Here is a 20,081-nt window from a genome sequence, read left to right on the forward strand (position 1 = left end):
AGGAAGGTGCCGAATGAAGTTCGCAGGCTATGACCACGGGGTTTGCGCCAAAGTGCCATGCTGCGGCACCAATCAGGCCTAATTTCGGATCAATAGTAGCTGGACGATACACTTTGCAGCTATTTCGTGACCAGTTATCTGTTAAGCGCGTTTGCTTAGCGCTGTCGGGGGATTAAGCTGGCCGCCGTTTTCGTTTATTGGAGTGCTACATGTCCCGCCGTCTTCCCGTGATTCTGCTACTCGTTCTGCTGCCGATATGGCTGGCCGCCAGTTATGGCGCGCGTTATGGCTTTATGGAGGATGCGCAGTGGGTTGGCCTCTGCGTGGACGAGGCGAGCCGCTGGGAATGCCAGATTCGTTCGAACCTGGGTTTGATGATTCACTTCAAGGTGTTGGGCTTCGCTGCATTGGCCGCCGCGATCATCGGTTTTGTCGTGCCGGGCCGGGCCGGATGGTGGCTGGCGGTGCTGGCACTGGTGTTCGGGTTTCCGGCGCTGGCGTTGTACAACACGACGTTGGCGGTGTTTGCGGTGGTGATTGCGGGGTTGCGTCTGGTTCGGGCATCCCATAGCGCCTGATAGTCCGTCTTCGCGGGCAAGCCTCGCTCCTGTAGGAGCGAGGCTTGCCCGCGAAGAGGCCAGCAGCAACGCTGAAAATTTACCCCTTACGAACCCGCAAACTGCGCCACAACGCCGCCACCATCAACACACTCACCAGCGCCCAGCCCCAGGCCTGCTGGTTCTGCAATCCTTCTTGATACAGCTGCGGTGCAATGCCGGCGCCGATGATAAAGGTCAGCAGGGCGATTTCACGACGGGGCACGCTCACCGGACGGCACAGGTAAACCAGCGCTGGCAGTATGAAGGCGACACTCGGGAAGCTGCGATATCGCGGATCGAACACCAGCTCCAGCATCATCACCGCCGCCGCAAAACCTGCCGCAGCGACCAGCCAGCCCGCTCGACGCTCCAGTACATTGAACGCCCGCTCACGCCAACCGGTGCGAGCACTCAGCGTCAACGCGGCATGCGCCAACACCAGCAGATTCAAACCTGTCAGCAACGCCACCCACAACCATTCACTGGCAAAACGCGTCGTGACACGTGCCAGGTCGCCCCAAGCGCCGATCGAGCAAGCTGCCAGCGCGCCGAGCAGCGGCAGCACCAGTGCAGCGCGCGTGGTACATACACGTCCGCCAAGGAACAGCGTGCCGAGGAAAATCAATCCACCAACGGCCAGCCACTGTGACCAGTACGGCACGTTCGACACGGGACCGGCCAGCACGCCCTTGTCCTGACGATCAGCATCGAACAACCCCCAGTAACCACCGACCGCGCCTTCGCTGGCGCGTTTCCACGGCTGGTCGAAGGCTTCGATCAAGTTGTAATGCCAGCCTTGCTGCTCGGCCATGACGACAAAGCCGCGAATAAATTTGGCTTCGTTAACCCGGCTCGGCAGGGCGGTTTCCCGTTGGCGGCCTTCACTCGGCCAGCCGGTTTCGCCTATCACCACGTCTTTAGGTGCGAATTTGTTACCGAACACCTGACGCACTTCAGCCACATGCTGCAGCGCGGCGTCGATGTTCGAGGGATCATCTTCCCAGTACGGCAGCAAATGGATGGTCAGGAAATCCACCGCTGGGGCGATTTCCGGATGCTTGAGCCAAAACTCCCAGACGTCCGCGTAAGTGACCGGCTGCTTGACCTGGCTTTTGACTTTATTGATCAGCTTCGCCAACTGCGCACCGGTGACTTCCTTGCGCAGCAGGGTTTCGTTGCCGACGATCACCGAGGTCACCACGTCCGCATTGGCGTTAGCCGAGGCGATCAGCAGGTCGACCTCTTTCTCGGTGTCCACCGGGTTGCTGTTGACCCAGGCGCCGATCATCAATTTCAGTCCATGCTTGCGCGCCAGATCGGGCAACGCCTCGAGACCGGTCATGGAATAGGTGCGGATGCATTCGAAGCTTTTGGCCAGCAGCGCGAGGTCCGCGTCCATGCGCTCGGGGCGCAACTTGAACGGCACGTCGAACGGCGACTGGTCCTTGTCGAACGGCGTGTAGGAGGCGCATTGCAGCTTGTGCGTCGCGCTGGCTACGTCCGGCAGAATCACCGGTTTGCCGAGGCCGTACCAGAAGCCGCCAAGGGCAAACAGCCCCAGCAGACACGCGAAAAGATAAGCCGGAAAAGGAAAGCGGGATGTCGCGGGCATGGTCAGGCCGTCTGGGAGCAAAGCCGCGCATGTTACCTGTATTTGCCCCGCGCTAGGGGCCTTGCATGATTTTGACATGCAAAGTTCGGGCGGGTTGGTCGGCGCCTCCGGGTTGGTCGTGATTAATGGCGTTCTGATGTCGTTTCTCGATGCCTTGAGGTCGCTGACAGCACAGGTCCTGGTTGGCGTCAGGTTGATTATCGACGCATCAGTGCTCTCATAGATAAATCACGCTGATGTTCTAACGAGTTTGCGGTGGGCGTGATGGGGGCGCTGTGCACCATAACAATACGTTGACGCGACTCGGCACCCGTCGAGCGCAGCACTTTCGGGGAAGTAACGATGAAGATGCGACGACTTTTAGGCGCCGGTGCCGCTCTGGTGCTTGCGATTGGCTCCACTGTGGCCAATGCCGAGAGCAAAACCCTGAGCATCGGTTACGTTGACGGCTGGTCCGACAGCGTCGCGACCACGCATGTGGCCGCCGAAGTGATCAAGCAGAAGCTGGGTTATGACGTGAAACTGCAAGCAGTCGCCACCGGGATCATGTGGCAGGGTGTGGCCACCGGCAAACTCGACGCCATGTTATCCGCCTGGCTGCCGGTGACTCACGGCGACTACTGGACCAAGAACAAGGATCAAGTCGTCGATTACGGTCCTAACTTCAAGGATGCAAAAATCGGCTTGATCGTGCCGGAGTACGTCAAGGCTAAAACCCTTGATGACCTGAAAACCGATGACAGCTTCAAAAAACGCATCGTCGGCATCGACGCCGGTTCAGGTGTGATGCTCAAGACCGAGCAGGCAATCAAGGATTACGACCTGACCGGGTATCAACTCAAGGCCAGTTCCGGCGCCGGCATGATTGCCGAGCTGACCCGTGCCGAGAAGAAAAACGAATCCATTGCTGTGACTGGTTGGGTGCCGCACTGGATGTTCGCCAAGTGGAAACTGCGCTTCCTGGACGACCCGAAAGGCGTTTATGGCGCGGCTGAAACCGTGAACAGCATCGGCAGCAAAGAACTGGCGACCAAGGCACCGGAAGTGGCTAAGTTCCTGAAGAACTTCCAGTGGGCGTCGAAAGACGAAATCGGCGAAGTGATGTTGGCGATTCAAGATGGCGCCAAGCCTGAAGCTGCTGCGAAGGATTGGGTGGCGAAACACCCGGAGCGCGTTGCAGACTGGACCAAATGATTTGAGCTGACGGCTCTGGTCAGTACCTCTCAAAGGCCCCTTGGCATCGTTGCCAAGGGGCCTTTTGCTTTCCCCTGTAGGAGCGAGCCTGCTCGCGATAGCGGTGTGTCAGTCAGCGATGATGTTGACTGACACACCGCTATCGCTAGCAGGCTCACTCCCACATTGTTTTAGTGAATGCTGGGAAATGGCGATTCTGTCATGTCGTTCTAATACTAAGGTCGTCTGGAACCTGTTCCGCAGCCGCATAGAGTGGATAACGTTCCAACTTTAATCTGTGCTGCGAGGATAAAAACAATGAACGACAGCATTTACCTCTCGATTCAAAACAGCCCGCGCTTCAAGGAGCTGGTTAGTAAGCGAGAAAAGTTCGCCTGGATTCTTTCAGCGATCATGCTTGGGCTTTACTCCGGATTCATCCTTTTGATTGCTTACGGGCCGCATATTCTGGGGGCGAAAATCAGCCCCGAATCTTCGATTACCTGGGGGATACCGATTGGTGTCGGGCTGATTCTTTCGGCCTTTGTCCTGACTGCGATCTACGTACGACGCGCCAATGGCGAATTCGACGACCTGAACAATCTGATTCTCAAGGAGGCTCAGCAATGATCCGGCGTCTATTGGCTTTATTGAGTGTTGCAGCCTTCGCACCGGGTGCCTGGGCGGCTGAAGCCCTGACCGGCGCCGTTCAGAAACAACCGCTGAACGTCGCTGCGATCCTGATGTTCGTGGCGTTCGTCGGCGCGACTTTGTATATCACCTACTGGGCCTCCAAGAAAAACAACTCGGCAGCCGACTACTATGCGGCCGGCGGCAAGATCACCGGTTTCCAGAATGGTCTGGCGATTGCCGGTGACTACATGTCCGCGGCGTCCTTCCTGGGTATTTCCGCCCTGGTGTTCACTTCCGGCTACGATGGCCTGATCTACTCGATCGGCTTCCTGGTGGGCTGGCCGATCATTCTGTTCCTGATCGCCGAGCGCCTGCGTAACCTGGGTAAGTACACCTTTGCCGATGTGGCGTCCTATCGCCTTGGGCAAACCCAGATTCGCTCGCTGTCCGCTTGCGGTTCGCTGGTGGTGGTGGCGTTCTACCTGATTGCGCAAATGGTCGGGGCCGGCAAGCTGATCCAGTTACTGTTCGGTCTGGATTACCACGTAGCGGTGATCCTGGTCGGCGTCCTGATGTGCATGTACGTGCTGTTCGGCGGCATGCTGGCGACCACGTGGGTGCAGATCATCAAGGCCGTGCTGTTGCTGTCTGGTGCCTCGTTCATGGCACTGATGGTAATGAAGCACGTCAACTTTGACTTCAACACGCTGTTCTCCGAGGCGATCAAGGTTCACGCCAAAGGCGAAGCGATCATGAGCCCGGGCGGTCTGGTGAAAGATCCGGTTTCCGCGTTCTCCCTCGGCTTGGCACTGATGTTTGGTACCGCAGGCCTGCCGCACATCCTGATGCGCTTCTTCACCGTGAGTGACGCAAAAGAAGCTCGCAAGAGCGTGCTGTATGCAACCGGTTTCATTGGCTACTTCTACATCCTGACCTTCATCATCGGCTTCGGCGCGATCCTGCTGGTCAGCACCAACCCGGCCTTTAAAGATGCGGCTGGCGCGCTGTTGGGTGGCAACAACATGGCGGCGGTGCACCTGGCCAACGCGGTGGGTGGCAGCATTTTCCTGGGCTTCATCTCGGCGGTAGCGTTCGCGACCATTCTGGCAGTGGTTGCCGGTTTGACTCTGGCCGGTGCTTCGGCGGTGTCTCATGACCTGTATGCCAGCGTGATCAAGAAAGGCAAGGCCAACGAGAAGGACGAGATCCGTGTCTCGAAAATCACCACCATCGCTTTGGCGGTGCTGGCGATCGGTCTGGGTATTCTGTTCGAAAGCCAGAACATTGCGTTTATGGTGGGCTTGGCGTTCTCCATCGCGGCGAGCTGTAACTTCCCGGTGCTGTTGCTTTCCATGTACTGGAAGAAGCTGACCACTCGCGGTGCGATGATCGGTGGCTGGTTGGGTCTGGTGAGTGCCGTAGGTTTGATGGTGCTTGGGCCAACCATCTGGGTGCAGATCCTGCATCACGAGAAGGCTATCTTCCCGTATGAGTACCCGGCGCTGTTCTCCATGGCCATTGCGTTTATCGGCATCTGGTTCTTCTCGATCACTGACAAGTCCGCGGCTGGCGTTAAAGAGCGTGCGTTGTTCTTCCCGCAGTTTGTTCGTTCGCAGACTGGGTTGGGGGCGAGTGGGGCAGTCTCTCACTAAGGCTTCGAGATTGTCTTTGTAAGTTGCGTTAAACGAAAAATGCCCCGGTCGAGAGATCGGGGCATTTTTTATTGGGCTCGGCGTTGACTCTGTGGGAGCTGGCCTGCCAGCGATGGCGGCCTGATAGCCGACCATGTTCTTGGTGGTTGTGTGTATATCCATTCCTGCGGTAACGGCCACTTAGGGTTTCGCCCTTACGGCGACTCACTTTTTTTACAAGCGCCTAAAAAAAGTAAGCAAAAAAACGCTCGCCCCAAGCGTCCGGCCCCTCGCCTGGGCTCGGCGTACCTTCGCTCCGGTATCCATCCGTGGACACTGCCCTCCGGTTGGCTTCGCTGCACCTACATGCAGCGTGTTCGACTGCGTCGAACGGCGCTACGCGCCACTCCCCGGATGAACACCTCCACTCAGCCTCCCGAAAGGGGCGGGTAGATCAAGATCAAGAGCTGAAGGCGAGCTAACGCTCGGCCTGATGAGTGGTGAGAAGCAAAAGCTCTGCGCCAATCTGTTTTATGTAGGAGCGAGGCTTGCCCGCGAAGGCGGCCTGACAGCCGACCGATTTCTTACAGGCGTACATCAATTCACTGTGGGAGTGAGCCTGCTCGCGATGGCTGTTTGTCAGGCAAAGCAATGTTGATCGAACTGCCGCCATCACGAGCAGGCTTGCTCCTACAGGTGTGAGGATACTCTGGCTCTGGCTCTGGCTCTGGCTCTGGCTCTGGCTCTGGCTCTGGCTCTGGCTCTGGCTCTGGCTCTGGCTCTGGCTCTGGCTCTGGCTCTGGCTCTGGCTCTGGCTCTGGCTCTGGCTCTGGCTCTGGCTCTGGCTCTGGCTTTGGCTTTTGACGTTGATCTTGATCTTGATCTTGATCTCTCGCCCCTTCGGCAGGCCGAGCGTAGGTGTTCATCAGGGGGTTAGGCGCGTAGCGCCGTGCGGCGAAGCCGCACACATCGAGAGGAGGTCGTCGCGAAGCAGACCGTAGGCGATGCCCCCTGATGGACACCGTAGCGAGGGAACGCGGAGCCTCAGCGAGGCGCCGTACGCCGGGGCGAAGCCTTTTGGTTCCTTTTTGGCGTCTGAAAAAGTGAGTCGCTGTAAGAGCGAAACCATAAGTAGCCGTTACCGCAGAAACGGATATGTACACAAATCCCAAATCCCAAAAACCCAGTCAGCCCTCAGGCCGCTGAGACTTCTAAGGCCACACAAACAAAAACGGCCTCTATATAAATAGAGGCCGTTCCCGGTACAACGTTAAGACGTTATCGCAAGACAGGTCTTATTTGCGATCTTCCAGCTTGGTAATGTCACGCGACTCGTAACCGGTGTACAACTGGCGCGGACGGCCAATCTTGTACGGGCTGGAGAGCATTTCTTTCCAGTGGGAGATCCAGCCGACAGTCCGCGCCAGAGCGAAGATCACGGTGAACATGCTGGTTGGAATGCCGATCGCCTTGAGGATGATCCCCGAGTAGAAGTCGACGTTCGGGTACAGCGAGCGTTCGATGAAGTACGGGTCGGTCAGGGCGATCTCTTCCAGGCGCATGGCCAGTTCGAGTTGCTTGTCGTGCTTGATGCCCAGTTCCTTCAGTACTTCGTCGCAAGTCTGCTTCATGACGGTAGCGCGTGGGTCGCGGTTTTTGTAGACCCGGTGACCGAAGCCCATCAGTTTGAACGGATCGTTCTTGTCCTTGGCCTTGGCGATGTACTTGTCGATGTTCGAAACATCGCCAATTTCATCGAGCATGGTCAGAACCGCTTCGTTCGCGCCGCCGTGGGCAGGGCCCCACAGTGCAGCGATGCCGGCGGCGATACAGGCGAACGGGTTGGCACCCGAAGAGCCGGCCAGGCGTACGGTGGAAGTCGATGCGTTCTGCTCGTGGTCGGCATGGAGGATGAAGATCCGGTCCATGGCCTTGGCGAGTACCGGGCTGATCGGTTTGATCTCGCACGGGGTGTTGAACATCATGTGCAGGAAGTTTTCCGCGTACGTCAGGTCGTTGCGCGGGTACATCATGGGTTGGCCCATGGAGTACTTGTAAACCATCGCTGCCAGGGTCGGCATCTTGGCAACCAGGCGGATCGCGGAAATTTCGCGATGCTGCGGGTTATTGATGTCCAGGGAGTCGTGGTAGAAGGCCGAGAGGGCGCCGACTACGCCGCACATGACGGCCATTGGGTGGGCGTCGCGACGGAAGCCGTTGAAGAAGGTCTTCAGCTGCTCGTGAACCATGGTGTGGTTCTTTACGGTGCTGACGAACTGGGCCTTCTGTTCTGCGGTCGGCAATTCGCCGTTGAGCAGCAGATAGCAGGTTTCCAGGTAGTCCGACTTTTCAGCCAGCTGTTCGATCGGGTAACCGCGGTGCAGCAGAATGCCGTTGTCGCCGTCGATATAGGTGATCTTCGACTCGCAGGAAGCTGTCGACATGAAACCAGGGTCAAAGGTGAAACGGCCCGTGGCCGTCAGGCCCCGAACATCAATAACATCGGGACCAACGGTGCCGGTTAAAATGGGCAGCTCGACGGGGGCTGCGCCCTCGATGATCAACTGCGCTTTTTTGTCAGCCATGTGGCCTCCTATTTATGCTTGAAATCATCAGACAGACCCCCCACGCAGGGCCCGCACCACTATAGTGAGATAAATTCGAATGTCAATTTGCCTAAAGTCTTGCTCCAGAAGGCTTTAACCGGACATTTTCCTCGAAATTGACTGCCATTTACGCCTTTTATCCAACTTGTGCAATGAGCTATTAGGGGAAGGTGAACGCGTTGTCATTAGTAGCCTAACTGTCTATACTCGGCCTCCGACCGCCAGGGGCTTTTGGGCCTGCTTTATTGGGGGTCGCACTCCCTGGGTGGTGGGTACCTGACCAGTGCACTCCCCAACAACTTTGCCCTGATTGTTAGGGGCTCTTCAGTGTGAAAAAAAGCCGTGAATAGCCAACGACCTGTAAACCTAGACCTAAGGACCATCAAACTCCCAGTCACTGCTTACACGTCCATTCTTCACCGAATCTCCGGAATCATCCTCTTTGTCAGCCTGGCCATCATGCTTTATGCATTGGACAAGTCGCTCGACTCGGAAGAAGGTTTCGGCCAGGTGAAAGCGTGTCTGACCAGTCCGCTAGCCAAGCTAGTGACATGGGGCATCCTGTCCGCCTTGCTGTATCACCTGGTTGCCGGTGTGCGCCATTTGATCATGGACATGGGCATCGGCGAGTCGCTTGAAGGCGGCAAACTGGGCTCGAAAATCGTTATCGCCGTTTCCGTGGTGGTAATCGTTCTGGCAGGAGTTTGGATATGGTAACTAACGTCACGAACCTGTCGCGTTCGGGCCTCTATGACTGGATGGCACAACGTGTGTCTGCGGTCGTTCTCGCGGCTTACTTCATTTTCCTGATCGGATACGTCGTCGCCAACCCTGGCATCGGCTACGCCCAATGGCATGAACTGTTCGCAAGCAACTGGATGCGTATTTTCAGTCTCCTGGCTCTCGTTGCCCTCGGCGCTCACGCCTGGGTCGGCATGTGGACCATCGCGACCGACTACCTGACGCCAATGGCGTTCGGCAAGTCCGCGACTGCAATACGTTTCCTTTTCCAGGCGGTATGCGGCGTTGCGATGTTCGCTTACTTCGTCTGGGGTGTGCAGATTCTCTGGGGTATCTGATTCATGTCTACTACCGTTAATACGCTTTCGTTCGACGCCATCATCATTGGCGGCGGCGGTGCTGGCATGCGCGCTGCGCTGCAGCTAGCACAAGGTGGTCACAAGACTGCCGTAGTTACCAAGGTTTTCCCTACTCGTTCGCACACTGTATCCGCCCAGGGTGGCATCACCTGCGCCATCGCTTCGGCAGATCCGAACGATGACTGGCGCTGGCACATGTACGATACCGTCAAGGGTTCCGACTACATCGGTGACCAGGACGCTATCGAATACATGTGTTCCGTAGGCCCGGAAGCGGTCTTCGAACTCGAGCACATGGGTTTGCCGTTCTCCCGTACCGAACAGGGCCGCATTTATCAGCGTCCGTTCGGCGGTCAGTCGAAAGACTTCGGTAAAGGTGGCCAGGCTGCACGTACGTGCGCCGCTGCCGACCGTACCGGTCATGCCCTGCTGCACACTTTGTATCAAGCCAACCTCAAGGCCGGCACCGTATTCCTCAACGAATACTACGGCGTCGACCTGGTGAAGAACGAAGACGGTGCCTTTGTCGGCATGATCGTCATCTGCATCGAAACCGGCGAAACCTCCTACGTCCGCGCTAACGCCACCGTATTGGCGACCGGCGGTGCAGGTCGTATCTACTCGTCCACCACCAACGCCCTGATCAACACCGGTGACGGCGTCGGCATGGCTCTGCGTGCTGGTGTGCCGGTACAAGACATCGAAATGTGGCAGTTCCACCCGACCGGCATCGCCGGCGCCGGTGTTCTGGTGACTGAAGGCTGCCGCGGTGAAGGCGGTTACCTGATCAACAAGCACGGCGAGCGTTTCATGGAGCGTTATGCTCCGAACGCCAAAGACCTGGCTGGTCGTGACGTTGTTGCTCGCTCGATGGTTAAAGAAATCATCGCCGGCAACGGTTGCGGCCCGGATGGCGACCACGTAATGCTGAAACTCGATCACCTCGGTGAAGAAGTTCTGCACAGTCGTCTGCCAGGCATCATGGAACTGTCCAAGACTTTCGCCCACGTCGATCCAGCCGTGGCGCCGATTCCGGTCGTTCCAACCTGCCACTATATGATGGGCGGCGTGCCGACCAACATTCACGGTCAGGCAATCACCCAGGACGCCGACGGCGTCGACCAGATCATTCCTGGTCTGTTCGCAGTGGGCGAAGTGGCTTGCGTATCGGTTCACGGTGCCAACCGTCTGGGCGGCAACTCGCTGCTCGACCTGGTGGTATTCGGCCGTGCGGCCGGCCTGTTCCTGGAGCAGACCCTGAAAGAAGGCGTTGATTACGCCCGTCCTCGCCAGTCCGACATCGACGCTGCCCTGGCACGTCTCGATGGCCTGAACTCGCGTACCGAAGGCGAAGACGTCGCCACCCTGCGTAAAGAGCTGCAAAGCTGCATGCAGAACTACTTCGGTGTATTCCGTACCGGCGAATACATGCAGAAGGGTATTGCCCAGCTGGCTGATCTGCGTGGCCGTATCGCCAACGTCAAGATCAACGACAAGAGCCAGGCGTTCAACACGGCTCGTATCGAAGCGCTGGAACTGCAGAACCTGCTGGAAGTGGCCGAAGCCACCGCCATCGCTGCAGAGATCCGCAAAGAGTCCCGCGGCGCTCACGCCCGTGAAGACTACGAAGATCGCGACGACGAAAACTGGCTGTGCCACACCCTGTACTTCCCGGGTGACAAGCGCGTGACCAAGCGTGCCGTGAACTTCTCGCCGAAGACTGTTCCGACTTTTGAACCTAAGATTCGGACTTATTAAGGGTGGCCGCCATGTTGCAAGTCAGTGTTTATCGCTACAACCCTGATCAGGACGCTGCGCCGTTCATGCAGGAATTTTCGGTCGATACCGGTGGTAAAGACCTGATGGTGCTGGACGTGCTGGCCCTGATCAAAGAGCAGGACGAAGGTTTCTCCTATCGTCGCTCTTGCCGTGAAGGTGTTTGCGGTTCCGACGGCATGAACATCAACGGCAAAAACGCTCTGGCGTGCGTCACGCCGCTGTCCGCTGTCGTAAAAGGTAACAAGCTGATCGTTCGTCCACTGCCAGGTTTGCCGGTTATCCGTGACCTGGTCGTCGATATGAGCATCTTCTACAAGCAATACGAGAAGGTTAAGCCATACCTGCAGAACGACACGCCGGCTCCGGCCATCGAACGTCTGCAGACCCCTGAAGAGCGTGAAAAGCTCGACGGTCTGTACGAGTGCATCCTGTGCGCTTGCTGCTCGACCTCTTGCCCGTCCTTCTGGTGGAACCCGGACAAGTTCCTGGGTCCAGCTGCTCTGCTGCAAGCGTACCGCTTCCTGGCAGACAGCCGCGACACCAAGACTGCCGAGCGTCTGGCTTCGCTGGATGACCCGTTCAGCGTATTCCGCTGCCGCGGGATCATGAACTGCGTCAACGTCTGTCCGAAAGGCCTGAACCCGACTAAGGCCATCGGTCACGTACGTAACATGCTGCTGCAAAGCGGCGTGTGATTCAGCTGTAAACGCAGGACCGCTGTACCCGTAGATGCTACGGCGCAGGCTTCAACCGGCGCCGTAGTTTTAACCTGAGCAGCAGCTTATAAGGCTGCGGCTCTTATTTTGAAGAAATGAGACAAGCAGGGGCATCCGGGCTGGTACCCGGACTATCAGCGTGATCCTAAGTGGCTTGTTTTGGTCGCTGCATTCGGACTTCTGCAAGTTTGCTCGGTGTCGACGCCGGTGGTGTTCCCCTAACCGAGGGTGACCAAGCATGCAAGAAAGCGTGATGCAGCGCATGTGGAACAGCGCCTACCTATCCGGTAGTAACGCTGCCTATGTGGAAGAGCTCTACGAGCTCTACCTGCACGACCCTAACGCTGTGCCAGAAGAGTGGCGCACCTACTTCCAGAAGTTGCCGGCTGACGGCAACACTGCCACCGATGTTTCGCACTCCACAATTCGCGATCATTTCGTCTTGCTGGCAAAGAACCAGCGCCGCGCCCAACCGGTTTCCGCCGGGAGCGTGAGCAGTGAGCACGAGAAGAAGCAAGTTGAAGTGCTGCGATTGATCCAGGCCTACCGTATGCGTGGCCACCAGGCAGCCCAGCTTGACCCGCTGGGGCTGTGGCAGCGTCCTGCACCTGCAGACCTGTCGATCAATCATTACGGCTTGACCAATGCCGATCTTGATACGACCTTCCGTGCCGGCGACCTGTTCATCGGCAAAGAGGAGGCGAGCCTACGCGAAATTCACGAAGCGTTGCAGCAGACATATTGCCGCACCATCGGCGCTGAATTTACGCACATCACCGATTCCGAGCAGCGCCAGTGGTTCCAGCAGCGTCTGGAAAGCGTGCGTGGTCGTCCGACGTACTCCGCCGACATCAAGAGTCACTTGCTTGAGCGCGTTACCGCCGGTGAAGGCCTGGAAAAATACCTGGGCACCAAATACCCGGGTACCAAGCGTTTCGGTCTGGAAGGCGGCGAGAGCCTGATTCCGATGCTCGACGAGCTGATCCAGCGTTCCGGTTCCTACGGCACCAAGGAAATCGTCATCGGCATGGCCCACCGTGGTCGTCTGAACGTGCTGGTCAACACCTTCGGCAAGAACCCGCGCGAGCTGTTCGACGAGTTCGAAGGCAAGAAGAAGGTCGAGCTGGGTTCCGGTGACGTTAAATATCACCAGGGCTTCTCGTCCAACGTCATGACCACCGGCGGTGAAGTTCACCTCGCGATGGCGTTCAACCCGTCCCACCTGGAAATCGTATCTCCAGTGGTCGAGGGTTCGGTTCGCGCCCGTCAGGATCGTCGTAACGACCCTACCGGCGAGAAGGTTCTGCCGATTTCCATCCACGGTGACGCGGCATTCGCCGGTCAGGGCGTGGTGATGGAAACCTTCCAGATGTCGCAGACCCGCGGTTTCAAGACCGGCGGCACCGTGCACATCGTGATCAACAACCAGGTCGGTTTCACCATCAGCAACCCGCTGGACTCGCGCTCCACCGAGTACGCGACCGACGTTGCGAAAATGATCCAGGCGCCGATCCTCCATGTGAATGGTGATGATCCGGAAGCCGTATTGTTCGTGACCCAGCTGGCCATCGACTACCGCATGCAGTTCAAGCGTGACGTGGTGATCGACCTGGTCTGCTACCGTCGTCGCGGCCACAACGAGGCCGACGAGCCTAGCGGCACCCAGCCGATCATGTATCAGCAGATCACCAAACAGCGCACCACCCGTGAGCTGTACGCCGATCGTCTGACTCAGTCCGGCGTGCTGGACGTTGAGCGTGTTCAGGCGAAAGTCGATGAATACCGCAACGCGCTGGACAACGGTCTGCATGTTGTAAAAAGCCTGGTCAAAGAGCCGAACAAAGAGTTGTTCGTGGACTGGCGTCCGTACCTGGGCCACGCCTGGACTGCACGTCACGACACGCGTTTCGATCTGAAAACCTTGCAGGAACTGTCCGCCAAGCTGCTGGAAATTCCGGAAGGCTTCGTGGTTCAGCGCCAGGTCTCGAAAATCTACGAAGACCGTCAGAAGATGCAAGCCGGCGGCCTGCCGATCAACTGGGGTTACGCCGAAACCATGGCGTACGCGACCCTGGCGTTCGAAGGTCACCCGATTCGCATGACGGGTCAGGACATCGGTCGCGGTACGTTCTCGCACCGTCACGCTGTCTTGCACAACCAGAAAGACGCGGGTACCTACGTCCCGCTGCAAAACCTGTACAAGGGCCAGCCACGTTTCGACCTGTACGATTCGTTCCTGTCCGAAGAAGCCGTACTGGCGTTCGAATACGGTTACTCGACCACCACGCCTGAGGCGCTGGTGATCTGGGAAGCCCAGTTCGGCGACTTCGCCAACGGTGCCCAGGTGGTTATCGACCAGTTCATCACCAGTGGCGAGCACAAGTGGGGCCGTCTCTGCGGTCTGACCATGTTGCTGCCGCACGGTTATGAAGGTCAGGGTCCGGAGCACTCGTCGGCTCGTCTGGAGCGTTACCTGCAGCTGTGCGCCGAGCACAACATTCAGGTGGCGGTACCGACTACCCCGGCTCAGATCTACCACTTGCTGCGTCGTCAGGTGATTCGCCCGCTGCGCAAGCCACTGATCGTTCTGACTCCGAAGTCGCTGCTGCGTCACAAACTGGCCATCTCGACCCTGGAAGATCTGGCCGAAGGTTCGTTCCAGACCGTGATCCCGGAAATCGATGCCCAAGACCCGAAAAAGGTCGAGCGCATTGTTCTGTGTAGCGGCAAGGTCTACTACGACCTGCTGGAAAAACGCCGTGCCGAAGGTCGTGACGACATCGCCATCGTGCGTATCGAGCAGCTGTACCCATTCCCTGAGGACGACTTGAACGAAGTCCTGGCTCCGTACACCAACCTCAAACATATCGTTTGGTGTCAGGAAGAGCCGATGAACCAGGGTGCCTGGTACTGCAGCCAGCATCACATGCGCCGCATCGTTGGCAATCACAACAAGGCGCTCGTTCTCGAGTACGCCGGCCGTGATGCTTCTGCTGCACCTGCTTGTGGTTATGCATCGATGCACGCTGAGCAGCAGGAAAAACTGCTGCAAGACGCCTTTACTGTTTAACGCCTTCGCGCACCTGAAACCGAATTTAAGGACTCACAGATAATGGCTATCGAAATCAAAGCCCCCACTTTCCCGGAATCGGTTGCCGATGGCACCGTTGCCACCTGGCACAAACAACCGGGCGACGCTGTAAAGCGTGATGACCTGATCGTCGACATCGAAACCGACAAGGTTGTGCTGGAAGTGTTGGCTACTGCTGACGGCGTGCTGGGCGCTATCGTCAAGAACGAAGGCGACACCGTTCTGTCCGACGAAGTCCTGGGCTCCATCGAAGCGGGCGGCGCTGCTGCCGCTCCAGCTGCTGCCGCTGCTCCGGCGGCTGCGCAAGCGGCTGCTCCAGCCGCTGAAGGCGAAGACGATCCTGTTGCTGCACCGGCTGCTCGCAAGCTGGCTGAAGAAAACGGTATCAACATCGCTTCCGTTGCCGGCACCGGCAAAGGCGGTCGTGTGACCAAGGAAGACGTGGTTGCAGCCGTTGCTGCCAAGAAAGCCGCTCCGGCTGCCGCGCCTGCCAAGGCTGCTGCTCCGGCTGCCGCTGCTCCTGTGTTCGCCGCTGGCGACCGCATCGAGAAGCGCGTTCCGATGACCCGCGTTCGCGCTACCGTGGCCAAGCGCCTGGTAGAAGCCCAGTCGAACATGGCGATGCTGACTACTTTCAACGAAGTCGACATGACCGAAGTCATGGCCCTGCGTTCGAAGTACAAGGACCTGTTCGAGAAGTCCCACAACGGCGTACGCCTGGGCTTCATGTCGTTCTTCGTGAAAGCGGCCACCGAAGCGCTGAAACGCTTCCCGGCTGTCAACGCGTCGATCGACGGTGCCGACATCGTTTACCACGGCTACGCCGACGTTGGTGTCGCTGTTTCCAGCGACCGCGGCCTGGTTGTTCCGGTTCTGCGTAACGCCGAACTGATGAGCCTGGCTGAAATCGAAGGCGGCATCGCCACCTTCGGCAAGAAGGCTCGCGACGGCAAACTGTCGATGGACGAGATGACCGGCGGTACGTTCACCATCACCAACGGTGGTACCTTCGGTTCGATGATGTCGACGCCGATCGTCAACCCGCCGCAAGCGGCCATCCTGGGCATGCACAACATTCTGCAGCGTCCTATGGCGATCAACGGTCAGGTCGTAATCCGTCCGATGATGTACCTGGCGCTGTCCTACGATCACCGTCTGATCGATGGCAAAGAAGCTGTGACCTTCCTGGTTACCATCAAGAACCTGCTGGAAGACCCGGCTCGTTTGCTGCTGGATATCTAAAAAGCAGCTGCAAGCTGCAAGTTTCAAGCCCCAAGCGCAAGCCTGCGCATGGGCTTCAACTTGCAGCTCGCGGCTTGAAGCTTGCTGCTAAAAGGGAATCTTTTTTATGACTCAGAAATTCGACGTGGTAGTGATTGGCGCGGGCCCTGGCGGTTACGTGGCTGCCATTAAAGCAGCGCAACTGGGCCTCTCCACTGCCTGCATCGAGAAATACACCGACAAGGAAGGCAAACTGGCCCTCGGCGGTACTTGCCTGAACGTCGGCTGCATTCCATCCAAGGCGCTGCTGGACAGCTCCTGGAAATACAAGGAAGCCAAAGAAGGCTTCGCGATCCACGGTATCAATCACGCTGGCGTGACCATGGACGTGGCAGCAATGGTTGGCCGTAAAGCCAACATCGTCAAAGGCCTGACCTCTGGCGTTGCCACCCTGTTCAAGGCAAACGGCGTCACTTCCCTGCAAGGCCACGGCAAACTGCTGGCCGGCAAGAAAGTTGAACTGACCAAGCCAGACGGCACCGTTGAAATCATCGAAGCCGAGAACGTGATTCTGGCGTCGGGCTCGCGTCCGATCGACATTCCACCGGCTCCGGTTGACCAGAACGTGATCGTCGATTCGACCGGCGCACTGGAATTCCAATCGGTACCTAAGCGTCTGGGCGTGATCGGCGCTGGCGTGATCGGTCTGGAACTGGGTTCGGTCTGGTCGCGTCTGGGTTCGGAGGTGGTTGTCCTGGAAGCTCTGGAGAAGTTCCTGCCAGCGGCTGACGACGCGGTTTCCAAAGAAGCCTACAAGACCCTGACCAAACAAGGTCTGGACATCAAGCTGGGCGCTCGCGTCACCGGTTCCAAAGTGAACGGCAACGAAGTTGTCGTGAACTACACCGATGCCAATGGCGAACAGAACATCACGTTCGACAAGCTGATCGTTGCCGTTGGTCGCCGTCCAGTGACCACCGAACTGTTGGCTGCCGACAGCGGTGTGAACATCGACGAGCGCGGTTTCGTATTCGTTGACGACCAGTGCGCCACCAGCGTACCGGGCGTTTACGCGATCGGTGACGTGGTTCGCGGCATGATGCTGGCGCACAAGGCGTCCGAAGAAGGCATCATGGTGGTTGAGCGCATCAAGGGCCACAAAGCCCAAATCAACTATGACCTGATCCCGTCTGTTATTTATACTCACCCGGAAATCGCGTGGGTCGGCAAAACCGAGCAGGTCTTGAAGGCTGAGGGCGTTGAAGTTAACGTTGGCACCTTCCCGTTCGCAGCCAGTGGCCGTGCCATGGCAGCCAACGACACCGGCGGTTTCGTGAAAGTCATTGCCGATGCCAAGACTGACCGCGTATTGGGCGTCCACGTGATTGGCCCGAGCGCTGCAGAACTGGTTCAGCAGGGCGCAATCGGTATGGAATTCGGCACCAGCGCGGAAGACTTGGGCATGATGGTTTTCTCCCATCCGACCCTGTCCGAAGCCTTGCACGAAGCAGCTCTGGCAGTGAATGGCGGCGCCATTCACATCGCCAACCGCAAGAAGCGTTAAGACAATAAGAAACCACGGCGGAATGGCCCGTCGTGAGCCTTGCATGCAAGACTCACCGCGGAATATCCGCTGGACGCAGTCTCGCGTAGTTGCACCGGTAGACCGGAAAGGCTACGCGAGCAGCAGTCACAGGTGGTGCGGCACTTGAACAAGTGCAGCACCGAATGCGCAGTACCTAACGAAGACGGTAATAAGCATGAATCTTCACGAGTATCAGGGTAAGCAGCTCTTCGCTGAATACGGCCTGCCAGTATCCCAGGGTTTCGCCGTAGACACCCCGGAAGCAGCAGCAGAAGCGTGCGACAAAATCGGCGGGACCGAATGGGTTGTCAAAGCCCAGGTTCACGCAGGTGGTCGCGGTAAAGCGGGCGGCGTCAAGCTGGTTCGCAGCAAAGAAGACGCCAAAGCATTCGCTCAACAGTGGTTGGGCAAGCGTCTGGTGACTTACCAGACTGATGCCAATGGTCAGCCAGTCACCAAGATCCTGGTTGAATCGTGCACTGATATCGCTAAAGAGCTGTACCTGGGCGCTGTCGTTGACCGTTCGAGCCGTCGCATCGTGTTCATGGCTTCCACCGAAGGTGGCGTGGACATCGAGAAAATCGCTCACGACACTCCAGAAAAAATTCTGAAAGCCACTATCGATCCACTGGTTGGCGCTCAGCCATTCCAGGGTCGCGAGCTGGCATTCCAGCTGGGTCTGGAAGGCAAGCAAGTTGCTCAGTTCGCCAAGATCTTCGTAGGTCTGGCCAAACTGTTCAAGGATCACGACCTGGCTCTGCTGGAAGTGAACCCGCTGGTGATCAAGGCTGACGGCGATCTGCATTGCCTCGATGCCAAGATCAACATCGACGCCAACGCCATGTACCGTCAGCCTAAGCTGAAGACTTTCCACGATCCGTCGCAAGACGATCCGCGCGAAGCGCACGCTGCCAAGTTCGAACTGAACTACGTAGCGCTGGAAGGCAACATCGGTTGCATGGTCAACGGTGCTGGCCTGGCCATGGGTACCATGGACATCGTCAACCTGCATGGCGGCAAACCAGCCAACTTCCTCGACGTGGGCGGCGGTGCTACCAAAGAACGCGTTACCGAAGCGTTCAAGATCATCCTGTCCGACACTAACGTCGCTGCAGTACTGGTCAACATCTTCGGCGGCATCGTTCGTTGCGACATGATTGCCGAAGGCATCATCGGTGCAGTGAAAGAAGTCGGCGTGAAAATCCCGGTTGTTGTTCGCCTTGAAGGCAACAACGCTGAGCTGGGCGCTAAAGTACTGGCAGAAAGCGGTTTGAACATCATCGCTGCTACCAGCCTGACCGACGCTGCTCAACAAGTCGTTAAAGCTGCGGAGGGCAAATAATGAGCGTCCTGATCAATAAAGACACCAAAGTTATCTGCCAGGGTATTACCGGTTCGCAAGGTAGTTTCCACACCCAGCAAGCCATCGAATACGGCACCAAGATGGTGGGTGGCGTTACTCCTGGCAAAGGCGGCACCGAGCACCTGGGTCTGCCAGTGTTCAACACCGTGAAAGACGCTGTAGCTGCCACTGGCGCCACCGCCAGCGTGATCTACGTTCCAGCTCCTTTCTGCAAAGATTCGATCCTGGAAGCAGCTTTCGGCGGCATCAAGCTGATCGTCTGCATCACCGAAGGCATTCCTACCCTGGACATGCTGGACGCTAAAGTTAAGTGCGACGAGCTGGGCGTAGTCCTGATCGGCCCTAACTGCCCAGGCGTGATCACTCCAGGCGAATGCAAGATCGGCATCATGCCAGGTCACATTCACTTGCCAGGCAAGGTCGGTATCGTTTCCCGTTCCGGCACCCTGACCTACGAAGCTGTGAAGCAGACTACTGACGCCGGTTTCGGTCAGTCGACTTGCGTCGGCATCGGCGGTGACCCGATCCCGGGTTCGAACTTCATCGACATCCTGAAGCTGTTCCAGGAAGACCCGAAGACCGAAGCGATCGTCATGATCGGCGAGATCGGCGGTTCGGCTGAAGAAGAAGCGGCTGCCTACATCAAGGCACACGTGACCAAGCCGGTTGTTTCCTACATCGCTGGTGTGACTGCCCCTGCAGGCAAGCGCATGGGCCATGCTGGCGCAATCATCTCCGGCGGCAAAGGCACTGCAGACGAGAAGTTTGCTGCCCTGGAAGACGCAGGCGTGAAAACCGTGCGTTCGCTGGCAGACATCGGCAAGGCTTTGTCCGAGCTGACCGGTTGGGCTGTCAAATAAGCTTCGCGCTTAGCTGACGCTTCACCAAACAAAGGCCACCTTCGGGTGGCCTTTGTCGTTTCTGGTGTTTGCTTTTGCCGTGCGGGCCTCTTCGCGGGCAAGCCTCGCTCCT

Annotated in this window: 15 protein-coding genes; 13 read left to right on the forward strand and 2 right to left on the reverse strand. The window is 57.7% G+C overall.

What is annotated here, in order from left to right; translation table 11 throughout:
- The first annotated feature begins 209 nt into the window (after positions 1–209).
- Positions 210–578: a hypothetical protein gene (locus ACYZTY_RS06890; RefSeq protein WP_461957843.1), complete on the forward strand. Its 369-nt coding sequence runs from the start codon at positions 210–212 to the stop codon at positions 576–578.
- Positions 579–657: 79 nt separating this feature from the next.
- Here the strand turns inward: ACYZTY_RS06890 and ACYZTY_RS06895 are convergent, their stop codons facing one another.
- On the reverse strand, positions 658–2,211 hold the full coding sequence (locus ACYZTY_RS06895) for a glycoside hydrolase family 17 protein (protein ID WP_461957844.1): 1,554 nt from the start codon (positions 2,209–2,211) through the stop codon (positions 658–660).
- 342 nt (positions 2,212–2,553) lie between these two features.
- Here ACYZTY_RS06895 and ACYZTY_RS06900 point away from each other — a divergent pair, with 342 nt between their 5' ends.
- The 3 genes from ACYZTY_RS06900 to ACYZTY_RS06910 all read left to right on the forward strand — a co-directional run bounded on the left by ACYZTY_RS06900 (position 2,554) and on the right by ACYZTY_RS06910 (position 5,669).
- Positions 2,554–3,405 carry a glycine betaine ABC transporter substrate-binding protein gene (locus ACYZTY_RS06900; RefSeq protein WP_461957845.1) on the forward strand — a complete coding sequence of 284 codons (852 nt, stop codon included), beginning with the start codon at positions 2,554–2,556 and terminating at the stop codon, positions 3,403–3,405.
- 297 nt (positions 3,406–3,702) lie between these two features.
- Positions 3,703–4,014, forward strand: a complete 312-nt coding sequence (locus tag ACYZTY_RS06905; RefSeq protein ID WP_131061562.1) for a DUF485 domain-containing protein — start codon at positions 3,703–3,705, stop codon at positions 4,012–4,014.
- Positions 4,011–5,669: a cation acetate symporter gene (locus tag ACYZTY_RS06910; RefSeq protein ID WP_461957846.1), complete on the forward strand. Its 1,659-nt coding sequence runs from the start codon at positions 4,011–4,013 to the stop codon at positions 5,667–5,669. The genes ACYZTY_RS06905 and ACYZTY_RS06910 overlap by 4 nt, the downstream gene beginning before the upstream one ends.
- Positions 5,670–6,943: 1,274 nt before the next feature.
- Here the strand turns inward: ACYZTY_RS06910 and gltA are convergent.
- Positions 6,944–8,233, reverse strand: coding sequence for a citrate synthase (gene gltA / locus ACYZTY_RS06915; RefSeq protein WP_010456856.1), 1,290 nt, complete (start codon positions 8,231–8,233; stop codon positions 6,944–6,946).
- A 363-nt stretch (positions 8,234–8,596) separates the two neighbouring features.
- Between gltA and sdhC the strand changes: the two genes are divergently transcribed.
- From sdhC to sucD, 9 genes are all read left to right on the forward strand, one after another.
- The gene (gene sdhC, locus ACYZTY_RS06920; RefSeq protein ID WP_461957847.1) at positions 8,597–8,971 is read left to right on the forward strand and encodes a succinate dehydrogenase, cytochrome b556 subunit; all 375 of its coding nucleotides are present in this window, start codon (positions 8,597–8,599) and stop codon (positions 8,969–8,971) included.
- The gene (gene sdhD, locus ACYZTY_RS06925; RefSeq protein ID WP_007945134.1) at positions 8,965–9,333 is read left to right on the forward strand and encodes a succinate dehydrogenase, hydrophobic membrane anchor protein; all 369 of its coding nucleotides are present in this window, start codon (positions 8,965–8,967) and stop codon (positions 9,331–9,333) included. The genes sdhC and sdhD overlap by 7 nt, the downstream gene beginning before the upstream one ends.
- A gap of 3 nt (positions 9,334–9,336) precedes the next feature.
- A complete protein-coding gene (gene sdhA / locus ACYZTY_RS06930) occupies positions 9,337–11,112 on the forward strand; it encodes a succinate dehydrogenase flavoprotein subunit (RefSeq protein ID WP_090181632.1) in 1,776 nt (591 codons plus the stop codon).
- Between the two features lie 11 nt (positions 11,113–11,123).
- Entirely contained in the window at positions 11,124–11,828 is a 705-nt protein-coding gene (locus tag ACYZTY_RS06935; protein ID WP_046048041.1) for a succinate dehydrogenase iron-sulfur subunit, read from the forward strand.
- A gap of 259 nt (positions 11,829–12,087) precedes the next feature.
- A complete protein-coding gene (locus ACYZTY_RS06940) occupies positions 12,088–14,919 on the forward strand; it encodes a 2-oxoglutarate dehydrogenase E1 component (RefSeq protein WP_131062224.1) in 2,832 nt (943 codons plus the stop codon).
- 42 nt (positions 14,920–14,961) lie between these two features.
- Complete coding sequence (odhB, locus tag ACYZTY_RS06945) at positions 14,962–16,182, forward strand: 2-oxoglutarate dehydrogenase complex dihydrolipoyllysine-residue succinyltransferase (RefSeq protein ID WP_033056077.1); 1,221 nt, start codon at positions 14,962–14,964, stop codon at positions 16,180–16,182.
- Positions 16,183–16,288: 106 nt separating this feature from the next.
- Positions 16,289–17,725, forward strand: a complete 1,437-nt coding sequence (gene lpdA, locus ACYZTY_RS06950) for a dihydrolipoyl dehydrogenase (RefSeq protein ID WP_095130080.1) — start codon at positions 16,289–16,291, stop codon at positions 17,723–17,725.
- Between the two features lie 196 nt (positions 17,726–17,921).
- Positions 17,922–19,088, forward strand: coding sequence for an ADP-forming succinate--CoA ligase subunit beta (gene sucC / locus ACYZTY_RS06955; protein WP_008148602.1), 1,167 nt, complete (start codon positions 17,922–17,924; stop codon positions 19,086–19,088).
- Positions 19,088–19,969 (forward strand): succinate--CoA ligase subunit alpha, encoded by an 882-nt coding sequence (sucD, locus tag ACYZTY_RS06960; protein WP_003210566.1) that lies wholly within the window; start codon positions 19,088–19,090, stop codon positions 19,967–19,969. The genes sucC and sucD overlap by 1 nt, the downstream gene beginning before the upstream one ends.
- The last annotated feature ends 112 nt before the right edge of the window (positions 19,970–20,081 follow it).

It is taken from the genome of Pseudomonas sp. LB1P83, assembly GCF_054897885.1.